Origin of the sequence: Paenibacillus solani, from assembly GCF_050475945.1 — a bacterium.
GTDB lineage: Bacteria > Bacillota > Bacilli > Paenibacillales > Paenibacillaceae > Paenibacillus_AQ > Paenibacillus_AQ solani_A.
Map to the genome: position 1 here is coordinate 241,843 of NZ_JBCMXJ010000010.1, position 19,962 is coordinate 261,804.

Annotated in this window: 16 protein-coding genes and 1 pseudogene; 16 read left to right on the forward strand and 1 reads right to left on the reverse strand. The window is 43.0% G+C overall.

What is annotated here, in order from left to right; genetic code table 11:
* Window positions 1-6 precede the first annotated feature (6 nt).
* The 14 genes from ABEQ74_RS12215 to ppsA all read left to right on the forward strand — a co-directional run bounded on the left by ABEQ74_RS12215 (window position 7) and on the right by ppsA (window position 17,917).
* On the forward strand, window positions 7-1,563 hold the full coding sequence (locus ABEQ74_RS12215; protein ID WP_430122451.1) for an ABC transporter substrate-binding protein: 1,557 nt from the start codon (window positions 7-9) through the stop codon (window positions 1,561-1,563).
* Window positions 1,564-1,572: 9 nt separating this feature from the next.
* A complete protein-coding gene (locus ABEQ74_RS12220; RefSeq protein WP_430122452.1) occupies window positions 1,573-2,544 on the forward strand; it encodes an ABC transporter permease in 972 nt (323 codons plus the stop codon).
* Window positions 2,528-3,364: an ABC transporter permease gene (locus ABEQ74_RS12225; protein WP_430122453.1), complete on the forward strand. Its 837-nt coding sequence runs from the start codon at window positions 2,528-2,530 to the stop codon at window positions 3,362-3,364. The genes ABEQ74_RS12220 and ABEQ74_RS12225 overlap by 17 nt, the downstream gene beginning before the upstream one ends.
* An 11-nt stretch (window positions 3,365-3,375) precedes the next feature.
* On the forward strand, window positions 3,376-5,025 hold the full coding sequence (locus ABEQ74_RS12230; protein ID WP_430122454.1) for an ABC transporter ATP-binding protein: 1,650 nt from the start codon (window positions 3,376-3,378) through the stop codon (window positions 5,023-5,025).
* Window positions 5,016-6,242: a staphylopine family metallophore export MFS transporter CntE gene (gene cntE, locus ABEQ74_RS12235; protein ID WP_430122455.1), complete on the forward strand. Its 1,227-nt coding sequence runs from the start codon at window positions 5,016-5,018 to the stop codon at window positions 6,240-6,242. Before ABEQ74_RS12230 ends, cntE begins: the two co-directional genes overlap by 10 nt.
* Before the next feature lie 91 nt (window positions 6,243-6,333).
* Window positions 6,334-7,431, forward strand: coding sequence for a PLP-dependent cysteine synthase family protein (locus tag ABEQ74_RS12240; protein WP_430122456.1), 1,098 nt, complete (start codon window positions 6,334-6,336; stop codon window positions 7,429-7,431).
* A gap of 509 nt (window positions 7,432-7,940) precedes the next feature.
* A complete protein-coding gene (locus ABEQ74_RS12245; protein ID WP_430122457.1) occupies window positions 7,941-8,168 on the forward strand; it encodes a hypothetical protein in 228 nt (75 codons plus the stop codon).
* A 571-nt stretch (window positions 8,169-8,739) separates the two neighbouring features.
* Window positions 8,740-9,354 (forward strand): DUF1349 domain-containing protein, encoded by a 615-nt coding sequence (locus tag ABEQ74_RS12250; protein ID WP_430122458.1) that lies wholly within the window; start codon window positions 8,740-8,742, stop codon window positions 9,352-9,354.
* 230 nt (window positions 9,355-9,584) lie between these two features.
* Window positions 9,585-9,743 (forward strand): hypothetical protein, encoded by a 159-nt coding sequence (locus tag ABEQ74_RS12255; protein ID WP_430122459.1) that lies wholly within the window; start codon window positions 9,585-9,587, stop codon window positions 9,741-9,743.
* A 155-nt stretch (window positions 9,744-9,898) separates the two neighbouring features.
* Entirely contained in the window at window positions 9,899-10,003 is a 105-nt protein-coding gene (locus tag ABEQ74_RS12260) for a hypothetical protein (protein ID WP_430122460.1), read from the forward strand.
* A 242-nt stretch (window positions 10,004-10,245) separates the two neighbouring features.
* Window positions 10,246-10,455, forward strand: coding sequence for a hypothetical protein (locus ABEQ74_RS12265; RefSeq protein ID WP_430122461.1), 210 nt, complete (start codon window positions 10,246-10,248; stop codon window positions 10,453-10,455).
* Window positions 10,456-12,112: 1,657 nt separating this feature from the next.
* A complete protein-coding gene (locus ABEQ74_RS12270) occupies window positions 12,113-12,280 on the forward strand; it encodes a hypothetical protein (RefSeq protein ID WP_430122462.1) in 168 nt (55 codons plus the stop codon).
* Window positions 12,281-12,547: 267 nt separating this feature from the next.
* Window positions 12,548-14,953, forward strand: coding sequence for an RNA polymerase recycling motor HelD (helD, locus tag ABEQ74_RS12275; RefSeq protein ID WP_430122463.1), 2,406 nt, complete (start codon window positions 12,548-12,550; stop codon window positions 14,951-14,953).
* Window positions 14,954-15,298: 345 nt separating this feature from the next.
* Entirely contained in the window at window positions 15,299-17,917 is a 2,619-nt protein-coding gene (ppsA, locus tag ABEQ74_RS12280) for a phosphoenolpyruvate synthase (protein WP_430122464.1), read from the forward strand.
* 269 nt (window positions 17,918-18,186) lie between these two features.
* Here the strand turns inward: ppsA and ABEQ74_RS12285 are convergent.
* A pseudogene (locus ABEQ74_RS12285) lies at window positions 18,187-18,498 on the reverse strand (TetR-like C-terminal domain-containing protein); the annotation flags it as partial.
* Between the two features lie 67 nt (window positions 18,499-18,565).
* Between ABEQ74_RS12285 and ABEQ74_RS12290 the strand changes: the two are divergent.
* Window positions 18,566-18,889 (forward strand): hypothetical protein, encoded by a 324-nt coding sequence (locus ABEQ74_RS12290; RefSeq protein ID WP_430122465.1) that lies wholly within the window; start codon window positions 18,566-18,568, stop codon window positions 18,887-18,889.
* Window positions 18,890-19,382: 493 nt separating this feature from the next.
* Complete coding sequence (locus ABEQ74_RS12295; protein ID WP_430122466.1) at window positions 19,383-19,925, forward strand: RNA polymerase sigma factor; 543 nt, start codon at window positions 19,383-19,385, stop codon at window positions 19,923-19,925.
* Window positions 19,926-19,962 lie beyond the last annotated feature (37 nt).

The following is a 19,962-nucleotide window of genomic DNA, read 5'->3' on the forward strand; positions in this document are numbered from 1 at the left end:
TCAACCATGAAGAAGTTATTTCTTTTATTGTTATCATTAATCACCGTCTCTATCATAATCGGCTGCAGTAGCAATTCAGGGACAACAGGCGGGGAGAAAGAATTGGCTGATGAGCAAGAACTGAGTATCGTTAATCAAGAAATTGCACCTGGTCTAGATCCGCTAATTCCTCAAGCTGCTTTTCATTTAAGAGGTATTGGTGTTGCAGAGGCTTTATTCAAAGTAAATGCAGAAGGTGAAGTTGAACCTTCACTGGCGGAAGGCATTAATGAAGTTGCTGCAATGAAATGGGAAATTCAGCTAAGACCAGATGCAAAGTTCTGGAGTGGCAAAGCTATTAATGCAAAGGCAGTTATTCAATCTCTTGAACATTCCAAAGAAAAGGATTTACTAGCGAAGCCCTATCTCGATGATCTGACATTTACCGAAATTAACGAGTATACGATTCTGGTGCAGGCTAGCAGTCCAAGTATTTCAGCACCATTAAATTTATCTTACTACCAGACTGTTATTCAGAATATTGAAGCTAAACAGGATTCGGTAGATACAATGGATCTTACGGGGATGTATAAGGTCGCAGAGTTCTTACCTAAACAGAAAATAGTGTTAGAACGAAATGAAAACTATTGGGGACAGAAGCCAAAGATCAAGAGGGTAGTTGTCCAAGAGATAAGCGACGGTCAAACGAGGGTACAATCTGCCTTAAGTGGAAGCAGTCATATCGCAATAAATATTCCTGTAACAAGTGTATCGCAGCTTAAGGATCAGAAATTAGTGGAGACCTCGGTTGTTCCGGTAGCCAATACACTTACGATTTATACGAATCAGAGCAGACCCCAATTAAAGGATGTAAGAGTTAGACAAGCTCTTTCTTGGGCCATCGACCGTGAGGAGCTGGTCTTGTTAGCTACCGAAGGACAGAGTACACCTGTATCTAGTTGGTTAGGCTCGAATCCTAAATTCCCGGAAGCTAAATCTGCGGTATATCCGAAGTACGATTCAGACAGAGCTAATCAATTGCTAGATGAAGCAGGCTGGCTGACACAATCGGATGGAATTAGATACAAAGACGGAACCCCATTAACGATTCGCATAATGACATGGGGAGGGGAGAAAGCTACTGGAGAAACATTACAAAGTCAATGGGCGAAAGTCGGTGTGAAAGCTGAAGTATTACATGGGGATTACAGCTTAATAACGGCTGCTCGTGAGAAAAATGATTGGGACGTTTGTATTGAAGCATGGGGCACCTTTGGAGATATATATACGTTACTATCCAGTCAATTTGCTCCTGATGGAAGTGCAAATTACGGCAAGTTTAACGATGAGCAAACCAATCAGTTACTGCAACAATTAAAAGAAACATCGGATAGTAATAAAGCTCATGAGCTAGCTCTTCAGATTAATGAACGTGTCGCTCAATTAGCACCAGTGATTTCTTTATATCCACGCCCGCAGCTTACCGTAGTTAATAAGTCTGTAAGCGGTTACAAAGAACATTTTAGACAATTCGAGTATATTTTGAATGCCGACATGTCACTCGGCAATGCCGAATCGAAATAGGTGACTTACATGTATAAAATCATATTCCGTAGGAGCTTGGAAGCTTGCCTGACCTTATTTATGGCTACACTTATTATTTTTCTGCTAACTTATTTTGCACCCGGAGATCCAATAGAATTATTACTGAATAACCATGCAGAGATCGCCTTAACGAATACGGAAGCTTATCAAGAAAAGGTAGCATCGCTTCGAGCGGAGTGGGGGCTTGATCAAAATCTTATCGTCCAATATGTATCATGGATTAAACAATTGCTGCAATTAGATTTAGGAAATTCGCTTCACACAGGCCGACTAATAAGTGTAGAAATAGCGGAAAGGCTGCCGGCAACAATAGCTTTGTCTGTTGTTTCTCTTATCCTTCAAATTGTATTGGGGATGTTGCTGGGAATAGTATCGGCTCTGCATTCCGGGAGGTGGCTTGATCATCTCATTCGAGTAATTTGTGCAGTGTTTTCCTCTCTCCCTGGTTTTGTTATCGGATTGGTTTCACTTTCGTTATTTGCAGTTATGTTTAATATCTATGAAATTAGTAATGATGCAAGTTTATCTCGAATTTGGCTGCCTGCCGTTATATTAGGTGTTATTAGTGCTCCGCAGTTAATTCGTGTTGTAAGAGCAAGTATGTTATCTGAATTTGGAAAACTATATGTAGCATCCGCTCTCTCGAGAGGATTAGTGAGCAAACACCTCGTTAGACATGTGTTACGTAATTGTTGGCTCCCTGTTATAACGGTTATTGCGTTGTCACTTACATCACTCATTAGCGGTGCAGTAGTTATTGAAACCATTTTTTCATGGCCGGGTATTGGAAAATATGCTCTTGATAGCATTTTGGTTAAAGATTATGCGGTTATTAAAGGGTATGCTTTTATTATGGTGGCGTTAGTTATCATCATTAACTTAATTATTGATCTTTTATATACCCTAGTAGACCCTCGATTAAATCGCAAAGGAGCGGTTATCTTTGAGAAGTCTGAATAGTGCCAAATTTCCGGCGAGTTTTAAAGTCGGTATTGTAATTTTAAGCATAATCACACTTTTAATTTTGGGTGCACCTATTATTGCTTCCCATGACCCCATCGAACAGAATTCATCAGAACGACTGCAAAAGCCGAGCAATGAACATCCATTGGGGACTGACCGTTTCGGAAGAGATTTGTTTTCAAGAACGCTTTATGGAGGTAAGACGACATTAATCGCCGCTTTTCTTGCTCTTGGTGCTGCTGTCCTCATTGGACTAGTAATTGGTTTAGTAACGGGGATGTTTCGGGGTTCAGTTATTGATATCATCTTTATGCGACTTATGGATGTATTGTTAGCTTTTCCCTTTATGGTACTTGCACTGGTTATAGCCGGAATATTCGGTACCAGTTTTGTACATTTACTTATTGCTGTTGTATCTGTATGGTGGGTGTCGTTTGCTCGATTAACTCGAAGTGTCGTCTTGTTTGCCCAAAATGATACATCATTTGCCGCAGCACGAATACTTGGGGCAAGACCCTGTGTCATTATTGTTCGGGAGTTATTACCGAAAGTACTTAGTCCTGTCTTTATTTTGGCTACTTTTGAGCTTGGCAGTTTAATTTTATCTATATCTGCATTATCATTCTTAGGATTAGGAGCTCAGCCTCCAACTCCAGAGTGGGGAAGTATATTAGCGGATGGACGTGACCATTTTCTGCAAGCACCACATATTCTAATAGGCCCTACCGTTTCTATTATTCTTACCGTGTTCGCTTTCAATCTCATTGGAGAGGGGTTGCGAGATCGGCTTGATCCTTATGAAATCACCAAACGATAGGGGAATCTGACATGGTAACAATGGAGCTAGAAAATATAATACAAGTTAACAACCTCACAGTTACCTACAAACAAAACGATCTTTCGACGACAATACTGGAAAATCTGTCTTTTCATTTGACTAAAGGCGAAATAGTTACAATATTAGGAGAAAGCGGCTCGGGGAAGTCAACCATTGCCAAAGCGATTACAGGTTTACTGCCACAATCTGCTCATATTAGTAGTGGGACCTTACGAGTTAATTCAAACACGGAGGAGCAACTTTCAAACTCCAACATCCATTGGAATCGAATACGAGGCAAACAAATTGCTATGCTTTTTCAAGACGCGCAACAAGCACTAAATCCGCTGTTGAGAATAAGGGATCATTTTAAAGAATGCTTGTTATATCATCAGCTTGCGAAATCTGATGAAGTAGAGCTAATAGCCGCAACTTTACTTGCTAAATTGAATTTTTCAGATGGACGTCGTGTGTTAGATTGTTACCCTTTTCAGCTCAGCGGCGGGATGTGCCAACGTGTTTGTCTAGCGTTAGCACTTTGCTTACAACCTTCTGTACTCATTGCTGATGAACCAACATCAGCCCTAGATACCATTGCTCAGAAAGAGGTACTCGAGTTGTTAATGAGAATGAAAGAAGAGTTTGGGTTAACGGTTCTACTTATTACACACGATATAGCGATAGCGAATGCCGTCAGTAACCGTGTTATTGTAATTAACAAAGGTCGAATTGTTGAGGTGGGGGATACGAAATCGGTATTTACTAAACCGCAAGATGAATACACTCAACGGCTGCTCACATCTCGTTCCTATGCGGCTGAACCTACGACATCAGCAGAAAAGTTGCGGCAGGGGAAAGGGAATGAGAATAATCGATCAGATCAGGTACCTTTGCTCGAAATTATTCAGTTGGAAAAAAAATTCAATGGCCGCAAAAATGTGTTGCATGATGTAAATCTCAAATTAAATAGTAGAGAAATTCTAGGTATTCTTGGGCAAAGCGGATGTGGAAAATCAACTTTGGCGAGATGTATAGTCGGCTTAGAGCAAGTTAATAAAGGGCGTGTTCTATATCGAGGTCAAGATATAAGTCAACTAAAAGGAAATGCAAGACGACAAATATGCCAACGTATTCAAATGGTTTTCCAAGATGCTCGAGCAAGTTTAAATGCCAGATATACAGCTGTCCAGTTAGTACAAGAACCACTACATTACTTAAACATTGGTCAAAAAAAAGAGAGAGAAGAGAAGGCTCGATTTTATCTTGATGAGACGGGAATTCATGGTGATGCACAGAACAGACGACCGCCACAGTTAAGTTCTGGCCAATGCCAGCGAATTGCGATTGCACGAGCACTCGTGCTGGAGCCTGATATTCTCATTTGCGATGAGGCGGTATCTGCTCTAGATATGTATGTGCAGGGGCAAATTCTAGCATTATTACAAAAGCTCACTCATCAATTCAAGTTTTCAATTCTGATGATCTCTCACGATATTAGAGTTCTTCAATTATTTTGTCAACATATTGCAGTAATGAATCATGGAACATTCTGTGAAGTAAGATCTGCTGCACAGCTCTACACAAGTAAACACTCCTATACAAACTTGTTGCTAAAATGTGCAGCAGACATGGAAGCAGGGCTTGAGGGCATATGCAACTAGACACTAAACAAAACCGCCCAATTCAACAAGCTACCTCGTGGCCATTTATTCGTTTGTATATTCTTGCTTTCATTTTCTTTAGTGCGAATTCAATCTTAAATGTGATCATGCCAATACGCATTGAAAGTATTGGAGGAAACAACACAATGATCGGTTTAATCATGGGGACTTATATGCTAACTTGCATGTTTTTTCGTCCGTGGGCCGGTTATTTAGTAAATAAATATGGTCCCGTTAAAGTATTGCGAGTGCTGCTATTCATTAATGGGCTTGCTTTATTGTTGTATACGATTTCTGGAATAGAAGGATTTTTCATTGCTCGCTTTATGCAAGGAATATGTACAGCGTTTTTTTCAATGACATTACAAATTACGATTATTGATACCCTCTCCGATAATGAAAGGTCGCAAGGGGTCTCATTGTACTCTCTTTCCACCTATATGCCATCTATAGTCGGGCCTTTGATGGCCTTTGGAATATGGCAGTGGGGGGGGATGAACGCTTTTACAGTTTCCATGATCGTAATGGTGGTCATTACTAGCTGGTTCGGGTATCGGACCTCAATGACTCATGTGTCCCAGGAGAAACAAGAGCAAGTTAGTAATGAATCTAGTAAAAGTCAGCGATTATTGATTCGACAAATAATAACCCATACTCCATTCGTCGTATGTAGTCTATTGATGCTTATTACTTCTGTTGTTTTTGGTGCTGTAACGGTATTTATCCCCCTCTATGCAAATCAAGTTGAGTATGGGAATGCCGGTATTTATTTAATGATCCAGGCATCAGTTATTGTGCTATCTCGTTTCCTTCTACGCAAATATATTCCTTCTGATGGGAATTGGAACTTTCGATTTATTTTCGTCACCTTGTTATTGGCAGCTCTTGCAGCATTGTTGTTGTCTTTATCGGAAGAGCAGGGGCCATTCTTTTTATACTCTGCTGCTCTATTAATGGGCATCGCGCAGGCTTTACTGTATCCAACATTACTGACTTACTTAACTTTTGTTCTCCCTAATTCTTCACGTAATTTGTTATTAGGCTTGTTTGTTGCTTTTGCAGATCTCGGAATATCACTAGGTGGTGTAGCAATGGGGCCAATTGCTGATCAGCTCTCTTATTCTGCTGTATACCTTATCTGTACCGGTCTTATAATTGTCGCATCGATATTAGCCATACATTATCAGATACGGTTAAAGATCTTCCAAAAAAATTGAGTACTTTGCAGGCCGCATTTCTGCGGAGAGTTGTAATAAAGAGGATTGAAATGATTGAAAAATTCGTATGAGAACAGGATGTGATAAGTTGATGATAAACACGATTTTGGATACGGTTGGTAACTCTCCATTGGTGCAGCTTAGAAATTTAGTTAGGGATGAAGTCGATGTAATATTGAAATTAGAAAGGACAAATCCTGGAGGCAGCATTAAAGATCGTCCTGCGCTTTATATTATTGAAGAGGCTGAACGAAGAGGTTGGTTAAAACCTGGGGGGACACTTATCGAATCCTCTTCTGGAAATTTTGGGATTTCTCTTGCCATGATTGGTGCCGCTCGTGGATATCGTGTTATCATTTTGGTAGATCCGAAAACAACGCCAACGAACTTGGCTATGTTAAAAGCTTATGGTGCTGAGGTTATTGTGGTTACAGAACAGGATGATAGCGGTTCGTATCATAAGACGAGAATCGCTCTTGCAAACAAGTTGCACCGCGAGATTACTAATTCTTTCAGACCCGACCAGTGTTTTAATCACTTAAATGGTGAAGCGCATTTCAACCAAACTGCGGCTGAGTTATTCGAACAATGTGAAAGAAATCTTGACGTGGTTATTCTTTCGGTAAGCACGGGAGGGCAAATTGGTGGATTTTCACGGTTTTTCCGAGAAAATGCGGCACATGTAAAGATTATAGCAGTGGATGCGATTGGCTCCACTATTTTCGGAGGAACATCTCATTCTTATCTGCTTCCCGGTATGGGACTTAGTTGGACCCCGACAAATATTGATGATCTGAACCGGATTGATGCTGTATACAAAGTTCCAGATGAAGACTCTTTTATGATGTGTAGGATATTGGCTCGTCATGAAGGAATTCTTTGTGGAGGTTCAACAGGGGCAGCTATGCTTGTAGCCTTAAAGCTGGCGATGCAGTCCAGGAAGGAAAAAAGGATTGTCTGCATTGCTTCAGACAGTGGCGAACGCTATTTATCGACTATTTATAACGATGAGTGGATGCACGAACGTTCAATGACTTTATCCTTAGATCCATTGGAATTGAGGGAGCGAGTCAAAAAACTGAAAGCATACAGTGTGAATCCGATAGAAACTGCGAATTACATTCCGGAGTTGGAAAGTCTTTTGGACTCGCCGAGTCGACAATACTTTTTGGATAGTCAAACGAATTAGGGAAAGAGCGTTTGGAGGCAATTTTTAATTTTAATGATTAAATAAAAATAAAATAAGAACAAAGAATGCAACTTACTCCGTCGACTTTTCTCATTTGACGACTTCGATACGAGCGCCTATGCTCACATCCATATTATGTACCAGTTGACTAAGCAAACGTTATAACATTAGTGCCAAATGTTTGCCTAATCCTATCACTTTCACTGATCCAACAAACGAATTAGCATAAAAAGTCATTCGCAAGAGTGCATTCGATTTTAACTAGGTGTGAGACTATTATTAGATGAGGCTGTCAAAGAAAATGAAGTGATCAAGAAGATAAGGTATATGGAGCACGGTATCATACCCTTGTTTGATCTCTGTAAACAACAGCAGCTGGAAGGAATCGTTATTAAGCGTAGAGACAGCCGGTATTACCCAGGTAAACGGCCAAAGAATTTATGGCAGCGAGTAGTAGTTTATCAGCGAGAGCAGTGTGTCATACTTGGTTATTCCAAATGGGAAATTGCTTGGTTAATCGGGATAGAACAGGATGGAGTAATATTATCTGTAGGTATGCTAAAATACGGTATAACGCCATCAGTGCGCAAAGAGGTATTTCCCAAATTGAGAAAAATGACATCAAAGAAACAAATGATTATGCTTATGTGGATGCCAAGATAATCAAGATCCAAATAGCGCCGCAGCGGATTCAGGCGGATGAGAACCCTGTGGTTCACAATCCGAAAGCTATTTAATTGAGCAAAAGCGAGCCCTGGAAATGATCCGAGGCTCGCTTTTTATATCAAGGGGTTAAAACGGAATATGCTTATCCGTAGCATTCCATTTCCCAGAAGGAGAATCCCCTGATTCACTCAGGTTATAGGGATGTAGATTGGGGGTTGGAGGCATGCACCGAGGTTCTAAGCTCCAGGCCTGAAGTGCTCGGGTGCTCGGGCGGAATCTTCTGTGGTGCAACGGATTGAGGACGCATCAGAAGGGATGGTTACGATATCCGTTCCTGCGTTAACTTATGCCCCACATCCCATCGCAGAAGGCAGAAAATCGACCAGTCGTATAACAATATCTATTACCTGGATTACCTGGATTAAGGAACAAGGACACTCGGAATACAACCCTGGTCATTTAACACATTTTGATCAATATCCGATGAGTCAAAAACTCAACTTGAGATACGAGGTTGCTTTCTCTTAATAAACGATGATATAAGTAGCATAACGATGTTTTGATACACGTCAAGCTGAAATAACGGAAGTGTCCAAATAGGCTGATGTAGTGAATGAATTTAATTCTTAGGAGGTTTAATTGATGTCCCGGCAAAATAGGACCCAAATGGATTGGAATGCAGGTGAATGGCTCAACTCTCCTCAGTCTTCTAGCATAGAAGAAGGAATACTGAAGATTGTGCCGGAAAAAGGTAGAGACTTCTGGAAAAAGACTTTATATGGTTTTGAATTTGAAGATGGACCGGCATTGTTGGCAAAATGGGATTGCAACACGGGAGTTGAGGTCTCTTTCCGGCTCAATTCCTTTGTCGAGTTATACGATCAAGCGGGGCTGCTATTATATCATGGTCAGGAACAATGGATTAAAGCTGGCATTGAAATGAATGATGGGATTCCTCAACTTGCCGTTGTGGTTACAGACGGATATTCGGATTGGTCGCTTGCGGCTGTACCGGAATGGGCGGGGGATGAAGTTACCTTGCGGGCATCGATCATTAAGGATGCTGTGGTTATTCGGGCAAGGAGCGATAAGCATGCTTGGCGGACCATTCGGGTCGCAAGATTCCCATACCCTTCGAATAACCAGGCCGGTCCTTTTGCCTGCTCGCCCCAGCGCGAGGGCTTTGAGGCTACGTTTACTCGTTGGGAGGTAACTGCCCCTGACGAAGACCTTCATATTGACCCACCATTACAATAAAGATATAGCCTAAACTATATAGTTTGAAAGATGAGATTATCTACCGCCGAACCATTGTGGTATTCTTATCCCGGAATGATTGTGTACGTCACCGCACGTCACAATGGCAAGCAGGACGATATGGCTTTAGGTTGGCATTCGTTATTGGATCATCGCCCAGCATTTATGGGATTTTGCTTTGCAAGGAAACCTGTACTTATTCTTTGATCGAGCAAAGCGGAGTATTTGGCGTGTATTTTATGCCCGCCCGCTGTACAGAGCTTGTTCAAGCGGCAGGAACTTTAGCGGCTTTTTTGTTTTATATCGGTACAAGTTCTTGTCCTCGACTCGGGACAAGAACTTGTACCGATTACCGTAAAGGACAAGAATATGAGCCGATTGCCGATTAGATAAGTATCTAACTCGGTTTCCATGCAAATTCATTAAGCTAACGGACAGGATAACCAAAAGAAAAGCAAAATCGTCCGGATTTTCCTGCGGTAGTTTGCGCACTTGATGAAGACACGAGTTTACGTACTATTTCTCTAGGGATTGCCCCCGAATTGTGTGCAGGAAAGATGAGGCGACAACAGACCGATATTTACAACTCTTCTTTAATAATTCAATTGCCAATACCATAGTTACAGTAGAGAGTGATATTGTTTTGTGAAACCAAATCAGTTAAAAAATATAAGAATTTGTTGGAGAGATTACTCCTAAAAGGAATTGAATTAAGATTCACATCAAATTTATATCCACTTAAGGAAGCAATATTTCCGACTTCACAGGATATGGGATACATAGATTTAATAATTCAAAAAGACTCTAACTCATTAGGGAGGTAGCTTGAAAACAACGCATTAATATTTTGTAACAGAAGAATACATGATATTTAAAGATGGAGGAGTTAATATGGAGACGAAGGAAGAAAATTTTCCAAATGATAGCACCATGGAATCAATCAAAAGTTTAACAGAGAAAGATGCAAAGACTTTCTTGAACCTTATATATGCACTTTTAAAAGACAACAAAAGTCCGAGCGAACATTTGATTTCAAATGTTTTATCCATTTTTGAGAAACAATTACCGAGAGTGGCTAAAGAAAGACAGAATAATAACTAATCATCATGCTGCCAAAACGCTGTGAAGATAAAATAATAGAATTTGAACAACGGATAAATTGCGGAGAAAGGAGTAGGGATGATCGGTAGCCCGTTAAGCTAACGAAAACGATAGTTGAATAAAGAAGTGGAGGCAGCTGGTCAGAGGATCGGTTGCCTTTTTAAGCTAACGGGCAGCATAGCACAAAAGGCTGCCGAGTTGATAATCCGGCAGCCTATATTACATCGAAGCGGTTTTTGATTTGGACGACAGCATTTATTCTATTTATCATTTATTTTATATTCTCCCTTTTAATAATCCAGGAGGTTTTGAAGCAGTACGGGGAAGATCCTAATTTTACAAACGAGACTTTAATTCAAGCTTCTACACTTGTATACGTCAGTGCCGATGAGATTTACTAAGTCCCGGATTCGAGGGATGGTGGGGAATAGATTTCAAGTTCTTGTCATTTATGATATAGGCTCTAACAAGCGGTGATCTGCGAAGGCTTTAAAGCTATTTATATAGCGGCGATGGAGTCGATCAGCTGGACATAAGGAAAAATGAAAGAAACAAACATTACAAATTTGCTGAATAAAAGGAGTTGTTCACTTTGAAAATTCTCTCCAGCATACAACGCTAACATATAATCGTTGGGAATTGTCGAGGGACAAGAACATAGTCTCATTGAGAGTCGCTATTATAGCGGCTTTTTTATTTTATCGGTACAAGGTCTTGTCCCGAGTTGAGGACAATAAGTATCTAACTGGATTTCCATGCAAATTCATTAAACTAACGGGTACTTCAGTTCCAATATGTGGTTTATCTGTTTATTAACTTAATGACCGTGTTACTTTGATGTCAGTACGGATGGGGGGCCTGAGTAACATTAAACAGAAAAATTTTGTTGGATTGTTCGCATCCATATTTCTCATTCTCTATGGTATATGGAAACTAAATCATTTTTTTTGAACCAAAAGTTGGTCCAGTAGGTAACGGTCTTAGTGATGCTGATGTGAAAATAGTGTGCATATTGCTTGGGATATCAATGATTTTAGGTGTTGGTGGAGTGATATATTTTTCTATTCTATTTTTAAAAGCAATGCTTAATTAAGCTAACGGGCAAGATGCTTCAATTGTTCCTCGAATACATTTCGAGATGGAGTAGCTACGAACTTTCTGAATATCACGATATATGAAATTACAACCTGACCAAAAACATAACGGAGCGATTAATTATATGAACCGCCTAATAATAATGACAGTTGGAAAACGCATAGTGGAAAACTCGTGCTCTAAGTATTTCAATAGATAAATTAAAGTAAACAACAATACTTTTAAATCACTTTTCATGAAAATATCTGAGTACATTCATTCGTCCTGCTTTATTTAGATTTGAATTGCTTAACATGATGATATATTACATCGACAGCGGCAGACGCCCTAAGAGAGCTTTCCTTTAGTAACTGGATTATGGAAAAAGTATTTCTTGCCGGGCTAGTCCAATAAGGAATGTTGCTTAAGTGGGAACAAGATTAAGGCACTTGAGAGTGACGTGCGGAATAGTAAGGAATCTTGCATCGGAGTATCGAATGATATACACAGGATATCAACCCATGTGTTATGTACCATATATTTGTATAGGTAAAGGAAAGGGGATTATATGGGAGAGGTATTAATGACTGTGGAATCATTGAAGGGCATCCATACATATATCGAAAAGCAAATGAAGGCATGGAAGGTTCCGGAGGTGTCCGTTGCGGTAAGGTCTGAAATGCCGCTTCCACATAACCCCTTACAATTCAGAGCCAGTGGACATAAAAAAAAGATGACCCTGATGAATTAAAGGGGCATCTCCTGGCAGCTTAACTTAGCGGTGTTTTGTTGAAACTGTCCACAATATGGGCCAGTGTTCAATGCTGCTGAAGAGTAACAACAAAAAAAACAATTGAATACGAATTAACGCTATGATAAGATCATTAGCGTCATCGACAATCAAAATATGTATAACATTATATTTTATCCCTACTTTAATTGTACATCTGGAATTTTGATTTGTCAATGATCTTTTTTACTCCAAAAAAAACGGAAAAAGGAGTGTGTTGAGGGGGAAATGGAGGCGAAGGATTGGCAGGAGGAACAGGAGCGGCTGGAAGAGGTCCGGAACAAGCTGCAGGCGAGAATCGCCGAACTGGAGCCGGATGTTGAGGGGGTGCGTAATCAGGCTTCAGACATTCGCAAGCGGTTTTGGGAAGATCTTACGATTAACACAAGTACGGGCGGAGATTTCGAAGAGACTTACTACACAATTAACCAGCAGTCCGCATTATTGGCCGAACGGGAGCGCCGACACAAGCTGCTGACGGAGCAATGGAAAAGCATGAACCGTCTGCTCCCGTCTCCTTATTTCGGACGCTTCGACTTTAAGGAGGATGGTCTGGACTTCAGCGAGGAGATTTATATCGGCGTCTCTTCCTTCGTCGACGAAGACGGATTGAGCTTTCTGATTTATGACTGGCGCACGCCAATCGCGAGCCTGTACTATGACTACCCCCCCGGCCCGGCGTCTTATGTCACGCTGTCCGGACGATTCGAAGGGGTGATGGAGCTCAAGCGGCAGTTTCAGATTCAAAACGGGCAAATCCGCAACATGTTTGACGCGAGTGAAACGATCGGAGACGAATTGCTGCAGCAGGTGCTCGGCAAAGGCGCAGATTCGCAAATGAAGAGCATCGTGGCAACCATCCAGAAGGAACAAAACGCCATCATCCGCGACGACAGCAGCCGGATGCTTATCGTGCAGGGGGCAGCCGGTAGCGGAAAGACTTCCGCGGCGTTGCAGCGAGTGGCGTACTTGCTGTACAAACACCGCCAGACGATCAAGGCTGATCAGATCGTTCTTTTCTCGCCGAATCCGATATTTGCCGGTTATATCTCCACCGTCCTTCCGGAGCTCGGCGAAGAGAATATGCAGCAGACGACATTTCAGGAATATCTCGATTATTGGCTCGGCTCCTCGCTGCGGCCGGAGGATCCTTTTGACCAGATCGAATATGTGCTGACCTCGCAAGGAGCGCCGGGGTACGAGGCTCGCCTTCAGGGGATCGGGTATAAAGCATCCGAGGCTTTCATGCAAGCCCTGCAAAACTATGCAGTGTGGTTGGGACGGGAAGGCATGCGGTTCAACGGTATTCGGTTTCGGGACCGCGATTTGATTACCGCGGAGCGAATGAAGGCGGAGTTTTATGGCTATGACCACTCCCTGCCGTTGTTCAATCGTGTCCTACTTTTGCAGGAATGGCTGCTGAATGAACTTGCTTCGCTGGAACGCGCGGAACGAGAAGCTCCTTGGGTACAGGAAGAGTTGAATTATCTTGACACCGAGCAGTACGTGGAGGCCTTCGAGATGCTGCATAAAGAGAGGGAAGTATTCGAAATTGCAGAAAAATACGCCACTCGTGAGAACGAACGCCGGGGAGATGAAGGCGACTTTGACTTCGGCCTTAAGGAGGAAGAGCTGCTTCGCCGAAGGATCGTGAAAGAAGGCTTTAAAGCGCTTAGGAAAAACGCGAAGAAATTCTCGTTCGTCGATATCAAGAGTTTATATGGGCAACTATTTGAGGGCGAAGCCCCTTATCGGGAGAAAACAAATGGGACCGACGTCCCTCCGCTGTGGTCTGAAATATGCGGGCAAACCAAGGAAGCGCTGCTGCGAAGCGAGTTGCTCCACGAGGATGCGACTCCGTATTTGTATTTAAGAGAACTGATTGAAGGCGTCCGGACAAACTCGGAAATCCGGCATGTCTTCGTTGACGAGGGACAGGATTATTCGGCGTTTCAATATGAATATCTAAAAAAGCTGTTTCCCCGTGCCCGAATGACGGTGCTCGGCGATTTCGGGCAAGCGATTTATATGCAGTCTACAAGTTTGGACGCAGCCGATTCGCCATTGGTCCGCCTTTTCGGTGAAACCGAAACACGCCTTGTCCGCCTTGTACGAAGTTATCGTTCAACCAAGGAGATCGTTGAATTTACGAAATCGATGCTTCCGGGCGGGGAAGACATTGCACCGTTTGAAAGGGGTGGCCCAAAGCCCCTTCTGGCGAGACTGGACGGCGGTGAGAAGCGTGATGCACAAATTCTGGCAGACATCGCGGCGCTAACGGCCGAGGGCTTCGATTCCATTGCCGTCATTACGAAGACCGCAGCCGAAAGCCGGGAGGCCCATGAATCGTTACGGATTCATGGAGGTGAAGCTCTGCAGCTCATTACGAAGGAGACGCCGGGCTTTGAAAAAGGAGTGATGATCATTCCCGTGTATCTCGCCAAGGGTGTCGAGTTCGATGCAGTCTTGGTCTATGATGCTTCGTCCGAAGCTTACGGCCGGGACAACGAACTCAAGCTTCTTTATACCGCTTGTACGCGGGCCATGCACCGACTTCATCTTTACACTACGGGCGATTGGTCGCCGTTCGTGCAGGCATTGCCTGCGAATTTGTACGAGAAAGCACCCTATTAATGGATGGGGGATGACATCGGCAGACATAAGCTGCTCTCATGATTCTGCAAATTTTGGGCGCCATGATCATGGTTATTTTGGACAGCACCGTCGTCAATAATGCCAATCCGAAACTCATAATACTTCGACACCGATCTGAAGATGATAAATAGACCGTCACCATCTATCCGCGGTCCCAGTAGATCTAAAAAACCATCGCTTATAACGACACTTTAACTGCTCCATCATCCCATACAATCGTCGTGATAATCCCTCCAACGTTACAGCATCAATTGGACAATTACCGCACTGGTAAACTCTTGTCAAATGTTTTTATATCAATTTAATGGTTAGGAGAGATATTGAATGAGTACTTTCGTTCTCGGCTTTCAGGAAATGGAAAAAACGCAGCTTTTACTCGTTGGCGGAAAAGGGTTGAATTTGGGGAAATTATCAAAAATTGAAGGAATACAAGTACCCGAGGGATTTTGCGTTACAACCGTGGCGTATCAAAAAGCCATCGAACAAAACGAAGCGTATCATGCTTTATTGGATCGCCTAACCATGCTAAAAGTAGATGATCGAGACCAAATTGGGGAAATCAGTAGGAAGATCCGGCAGATCATTTTGGAAGTGGAAATTCCTTCCGATGTAGTAAAAGCTGTTACTCGCTATCTCTCCCGGTTTGGCGAGGAACATGCGTATGCTGTGCGTTCCAGCGCGACTGCTGAGGATTTGCCGCATGCCTCTTTTGCCGGTCAACAAGACACCTATTTAAACATCATCGGCATCGATGCCATCTTGCAGCATATCAGCAAATGCTGGGCTTCCCTATTTACGGATCGCGCGATCATCTACCGCATGCAAAATGGATTTGATCACCGTCAAGTATACTTATCCGTTATCGTTCAAAGGATGGTCTTCCCACAGGCTTCAGGGATTTTATTTACCGCTGATCCAATTACCGGAAACCGAAAGCTGCTTTCAATCGATGCCAGTTTTGGACTCGGAGAAGCGCTGGTCTCCGGCTTGGTTTCTGCCGATGTTTATAAAGTGCGGGATGAGCAAATCGTCGACAAGAGGATTGCAACCAAAAAAATCGCGATCTATGGACGGAAAGAAGGTGGGACAGAGACCCGGCAGCTCAATCCTGATCAGCAAAAGACTCAAGCCCTTACGGATGAGCAAATTTTACAACTGGCACGCATAGGAAGACAGATCGAAGCTCATTTCGGCCAACCCCAAGACATCGAATGGTGCTTGACTGATGACACCCTTTATATTGTCCAGAGCCGGCCGATCACCACTTTATATCCCATTCCTGAAGCGAATGACCAGGAGAATCACGTGTATGTGTCTGTCGGCCATCAGCAAATGATGACGGATCCTTTTAAACCGCTTGGGATATCCGTTTGGGTGTTAACAGGTGCCAGCCCCATGTTTAAAACGGCTGGCGGAAGGCTGTTTGTGGATATCACGAAGGGTTTGGCTTCGACAACTGGCAGGCAAAATTTATTGGGTGTTTTAGGACACTCCGATCCGCTCATAAAAGACGCGCTTATTACCATCATAGAGCGGGGAGATTTTATAAAGTTAGACCCGAATGACCAGAGCGAACCGGGTCCCGTCAAAAGCCATATAGGTATGTCAGCTACGGATATTCTGGCAGAAGCAGGAAGCGATCCGGCAATTGTTGCTAATTTGATTAAGAGCAGTGAGACATCGTTATCAGCGTTAAAACAGAACCTCCAAACGAAATCAGGATTGTATGTATTTGATTGTATCCTGGAAGATATGCAGCAACGGAGGCAGCGTGCGTCAGATCTGAATAATTTGAATGTGATTATGGCCGCTATGCATGCTTCTGCATGGATCAATGAAAAAATGGATGACTGGTTAGGTGAAAAAAACGTAGCAGACACACTTTCCCTATCTGTACCTAACAACGTCACTTCTGAAATGGGAATGGAGCTACTGGATGTTGCAGATGTGATTCGTCCCTATCCGGAAATAATTGAGTTTCTAGAACAGGTAAAGGATGATAACTTTTTAGATGAATTGGTTCAATTCGAAGGTGGGCAGCAGGTACGTGATGCTATTGCTGCTTTTCTCGACAAATATGGAATGCGATGTGCCGGGGAGATCGATATTACAAGAACACGCTGGAGTGAAAAACCAAGTATACTGGTGCCTATGATCCTCAGTAACATCAAAAACCTTGAGCCTGGCGCCAGCAAGAGAAAATTTGAGCAGGGGCGACAGGAAGCTTTGGAGAAAGAAGAGGATTTATTGGCCCGATTGAAACAATTACCAGATGGTGAACAAAAAGCCGAAGAGACAAAACAAATGATTGACCTGATCCGGAATTTCAGCGGTTATCGTGAATATCCGAAATACGACATTGTTAGTCGCTACTTCATTTATAAACAGGCTTTACTTAAGGAAGCGGAACGACTCGTACAAGCGGGCGTTTTTTATGAAACAGAAGATATTTACTATCTTGCTTTTGAAGAACTTCAAGAAGTTGTTCGCACAAATAAATTAGATTACCAGATTATCAGCAAACGGAAGGACGAGTATAAATTATATGAAAAACTAACCCCACCGCGTGTGATCACTTCTGATGGAGAAATCATTGCGGGCAAGTATAAACGAGAAAATCTCCCAGCGGGAGCTATTGTGGGTCTGGCTGTTTCTTCCGGAGTGATCGAGGGGCGAGCGCGTGTCATTTTAGATATGGAAGCTGCTAATCTTGAAGAGGGGGATATATTAGTCACGAAGTTTACCGACCCTAGCTGGACACCATTGTTTGTATCCATCAAAGGCCTGATCACCGAAGTTGGCGGCCTGATGACTCATGGAGCAGTTATCGCCCGTGAATATGGCCTGCCTGCGATTGTCGGAGTGGAGAACGCGACCAAATTGATAAATGATGGGCAACGAATTCGCGTGCATGGAACAGAAGGGTATATCGAATTATTGTAATGTTGAGAGTGAAGCGGAAATATTGTATTCATCAGGATGATGCATCCATAATATTCTGTTTTTGGTTTGAAGATTTATGAATTGTCAGGTGATGTTTTTCTGGCATCACGTGTTCATATAGCAGAAGTCCAGGACCAGTTCTTGACCTTGGCTCAGGACAAGAACTTGGTCCCATTGCCTAAAATGTGGCTGTAAACCCGTGTGAAATGTAATATATAAATTTATTATCAAAACTTTTATGAAGGTATCACACTTCAAATTTAATTCGTTTACCATAGCTGCAGCCTTCCTTCCAAAATTCTAGCCAACTGTTCAACCATCTCTTCTGGCGTATATGGCATAGATTGGACGACCCACCACTCAATCAACCCCGTAATGGAAACGGATAAGAATTGCGCCAATACATCCCTGTGGATACCGGTTTCTAGCTTCATTTGGTTCACCACCAAGGTGATATTCGCTTCAATCATCTGTGTCATACGGTGTCTGAACGTCGGAATACCTTTATTGGTATTCAAAACGCCATAGATTTCTGCATGCTCTTTCAGATACGTGAACGCACGAATCAGCAGGTCCCGGGACATATGAATACCTACGCCATGCAGGACCATTTGAGTAAACATGGACAGTCGCCTAAACAGGTCGCTTTTGGATTCCAAGCTACCGCAGGTACACGTACCGACGGACGAGTCATTTGCATTCGTGGCGGCGATGGGAGAGGGCTTCAGTGTACTTGAATCATTGGGGTACCCGTTAACCCCTGCGAAGCAGGCGTCTTGGATTACCGGCTATCCAAACTTAATCCGCTGGGCGTTGAAGATTTTCTTCATGCTTCCGGTTAGCGGGTTGATTGATGGGACAGCAGTTGAGCTGACAGCCTTGAATAAGGACTTTGCTGAATGGAGGGCAAGGTCGGATGTGCCTACGCCAAACTGGAATGCGTTAGAGACAGATTGGCTTATTCAATCATAGTCACTGCTGCAAGCCGTGTGATATATCGTGAAGAGTGATATCGGGAAGTGTTGAAGCACTTGCAGGGCAGCACTTACGGCATGTCTTACGTGCTTGTTGTAGTTCTTCTGGCCGTTATAACCAGTTTCTTTGGGACAGGTGCAGGAGCAGATGTATCATTAGCTTTATTAATAGGAAAAAAGCGATCTTCTTTACAGTAGTATTCTTCGTAGGCTGGATCGCTGTCCCGAGGGTGCACGACGTAGACATGATAAGCATTCTTGCTGCCATCTACGAGTCCGCTGAGCGGGAGCAAGAAGTAAGCTCACATAAAAAATAAGCAAATCAGGTAGTCATCGTTCCAGCTAAGCCGTTATCGAATCCCGATAACGGTTTTTTTAATTTTTTATTGGACTCCATGTAGGGTTTGCGGAAATAAAGGTGTCTTATATAGTAGCACCGGATTTATGGCTTGGATCAACCAAAAGAGATGGTTATAAAGGGGGGAGGATCCATGGAGGATCGGACATTGTTGGACGGACTTTCTCGGAAAGATCCGCAATGTTTTGAAATATTGGTTGACCGCTATTCACGCTACATCGCCGCGGTGATCGCTAAGGTGGCTGGTGGACGGATTAATTCCTACGATGTGGAGGAAATCACCGGGGATGTGCTGGTTAAGCTGTGGACAGACGGGCCCAAAATCATGCTGCGAGGAGATAGCCTCAAGCCTTATCTGGCCATAGCCGCGCGTAATCATACTTTGAATGTTTTGCGAAAAAGACAGCGGGTCATTGAATCGGAATTGGAAACTGATGCAGTTTCTTGTCCTTCTGCAGAGGCATTGGCTATTCTGCGGCAGGAGAAGGAAGCGATTAGCGGCATGGTCCAGGATATGGGGGAACCGGACCGTGAAATCTTCATCCGCAGATATTTCTATTTGGAGAAAGTCCGAGATATTGCAAGCAGGCTGAATATGCAGGAGAAAGCCGTTACTGCCCGGATTCGGCGGGCAAAAGACAAACTGCGCATTCATTATGAAACGGAGAATCTGTAGGATTTCTATAAGTACCGTGTCTATAGGAGTGAAGCTT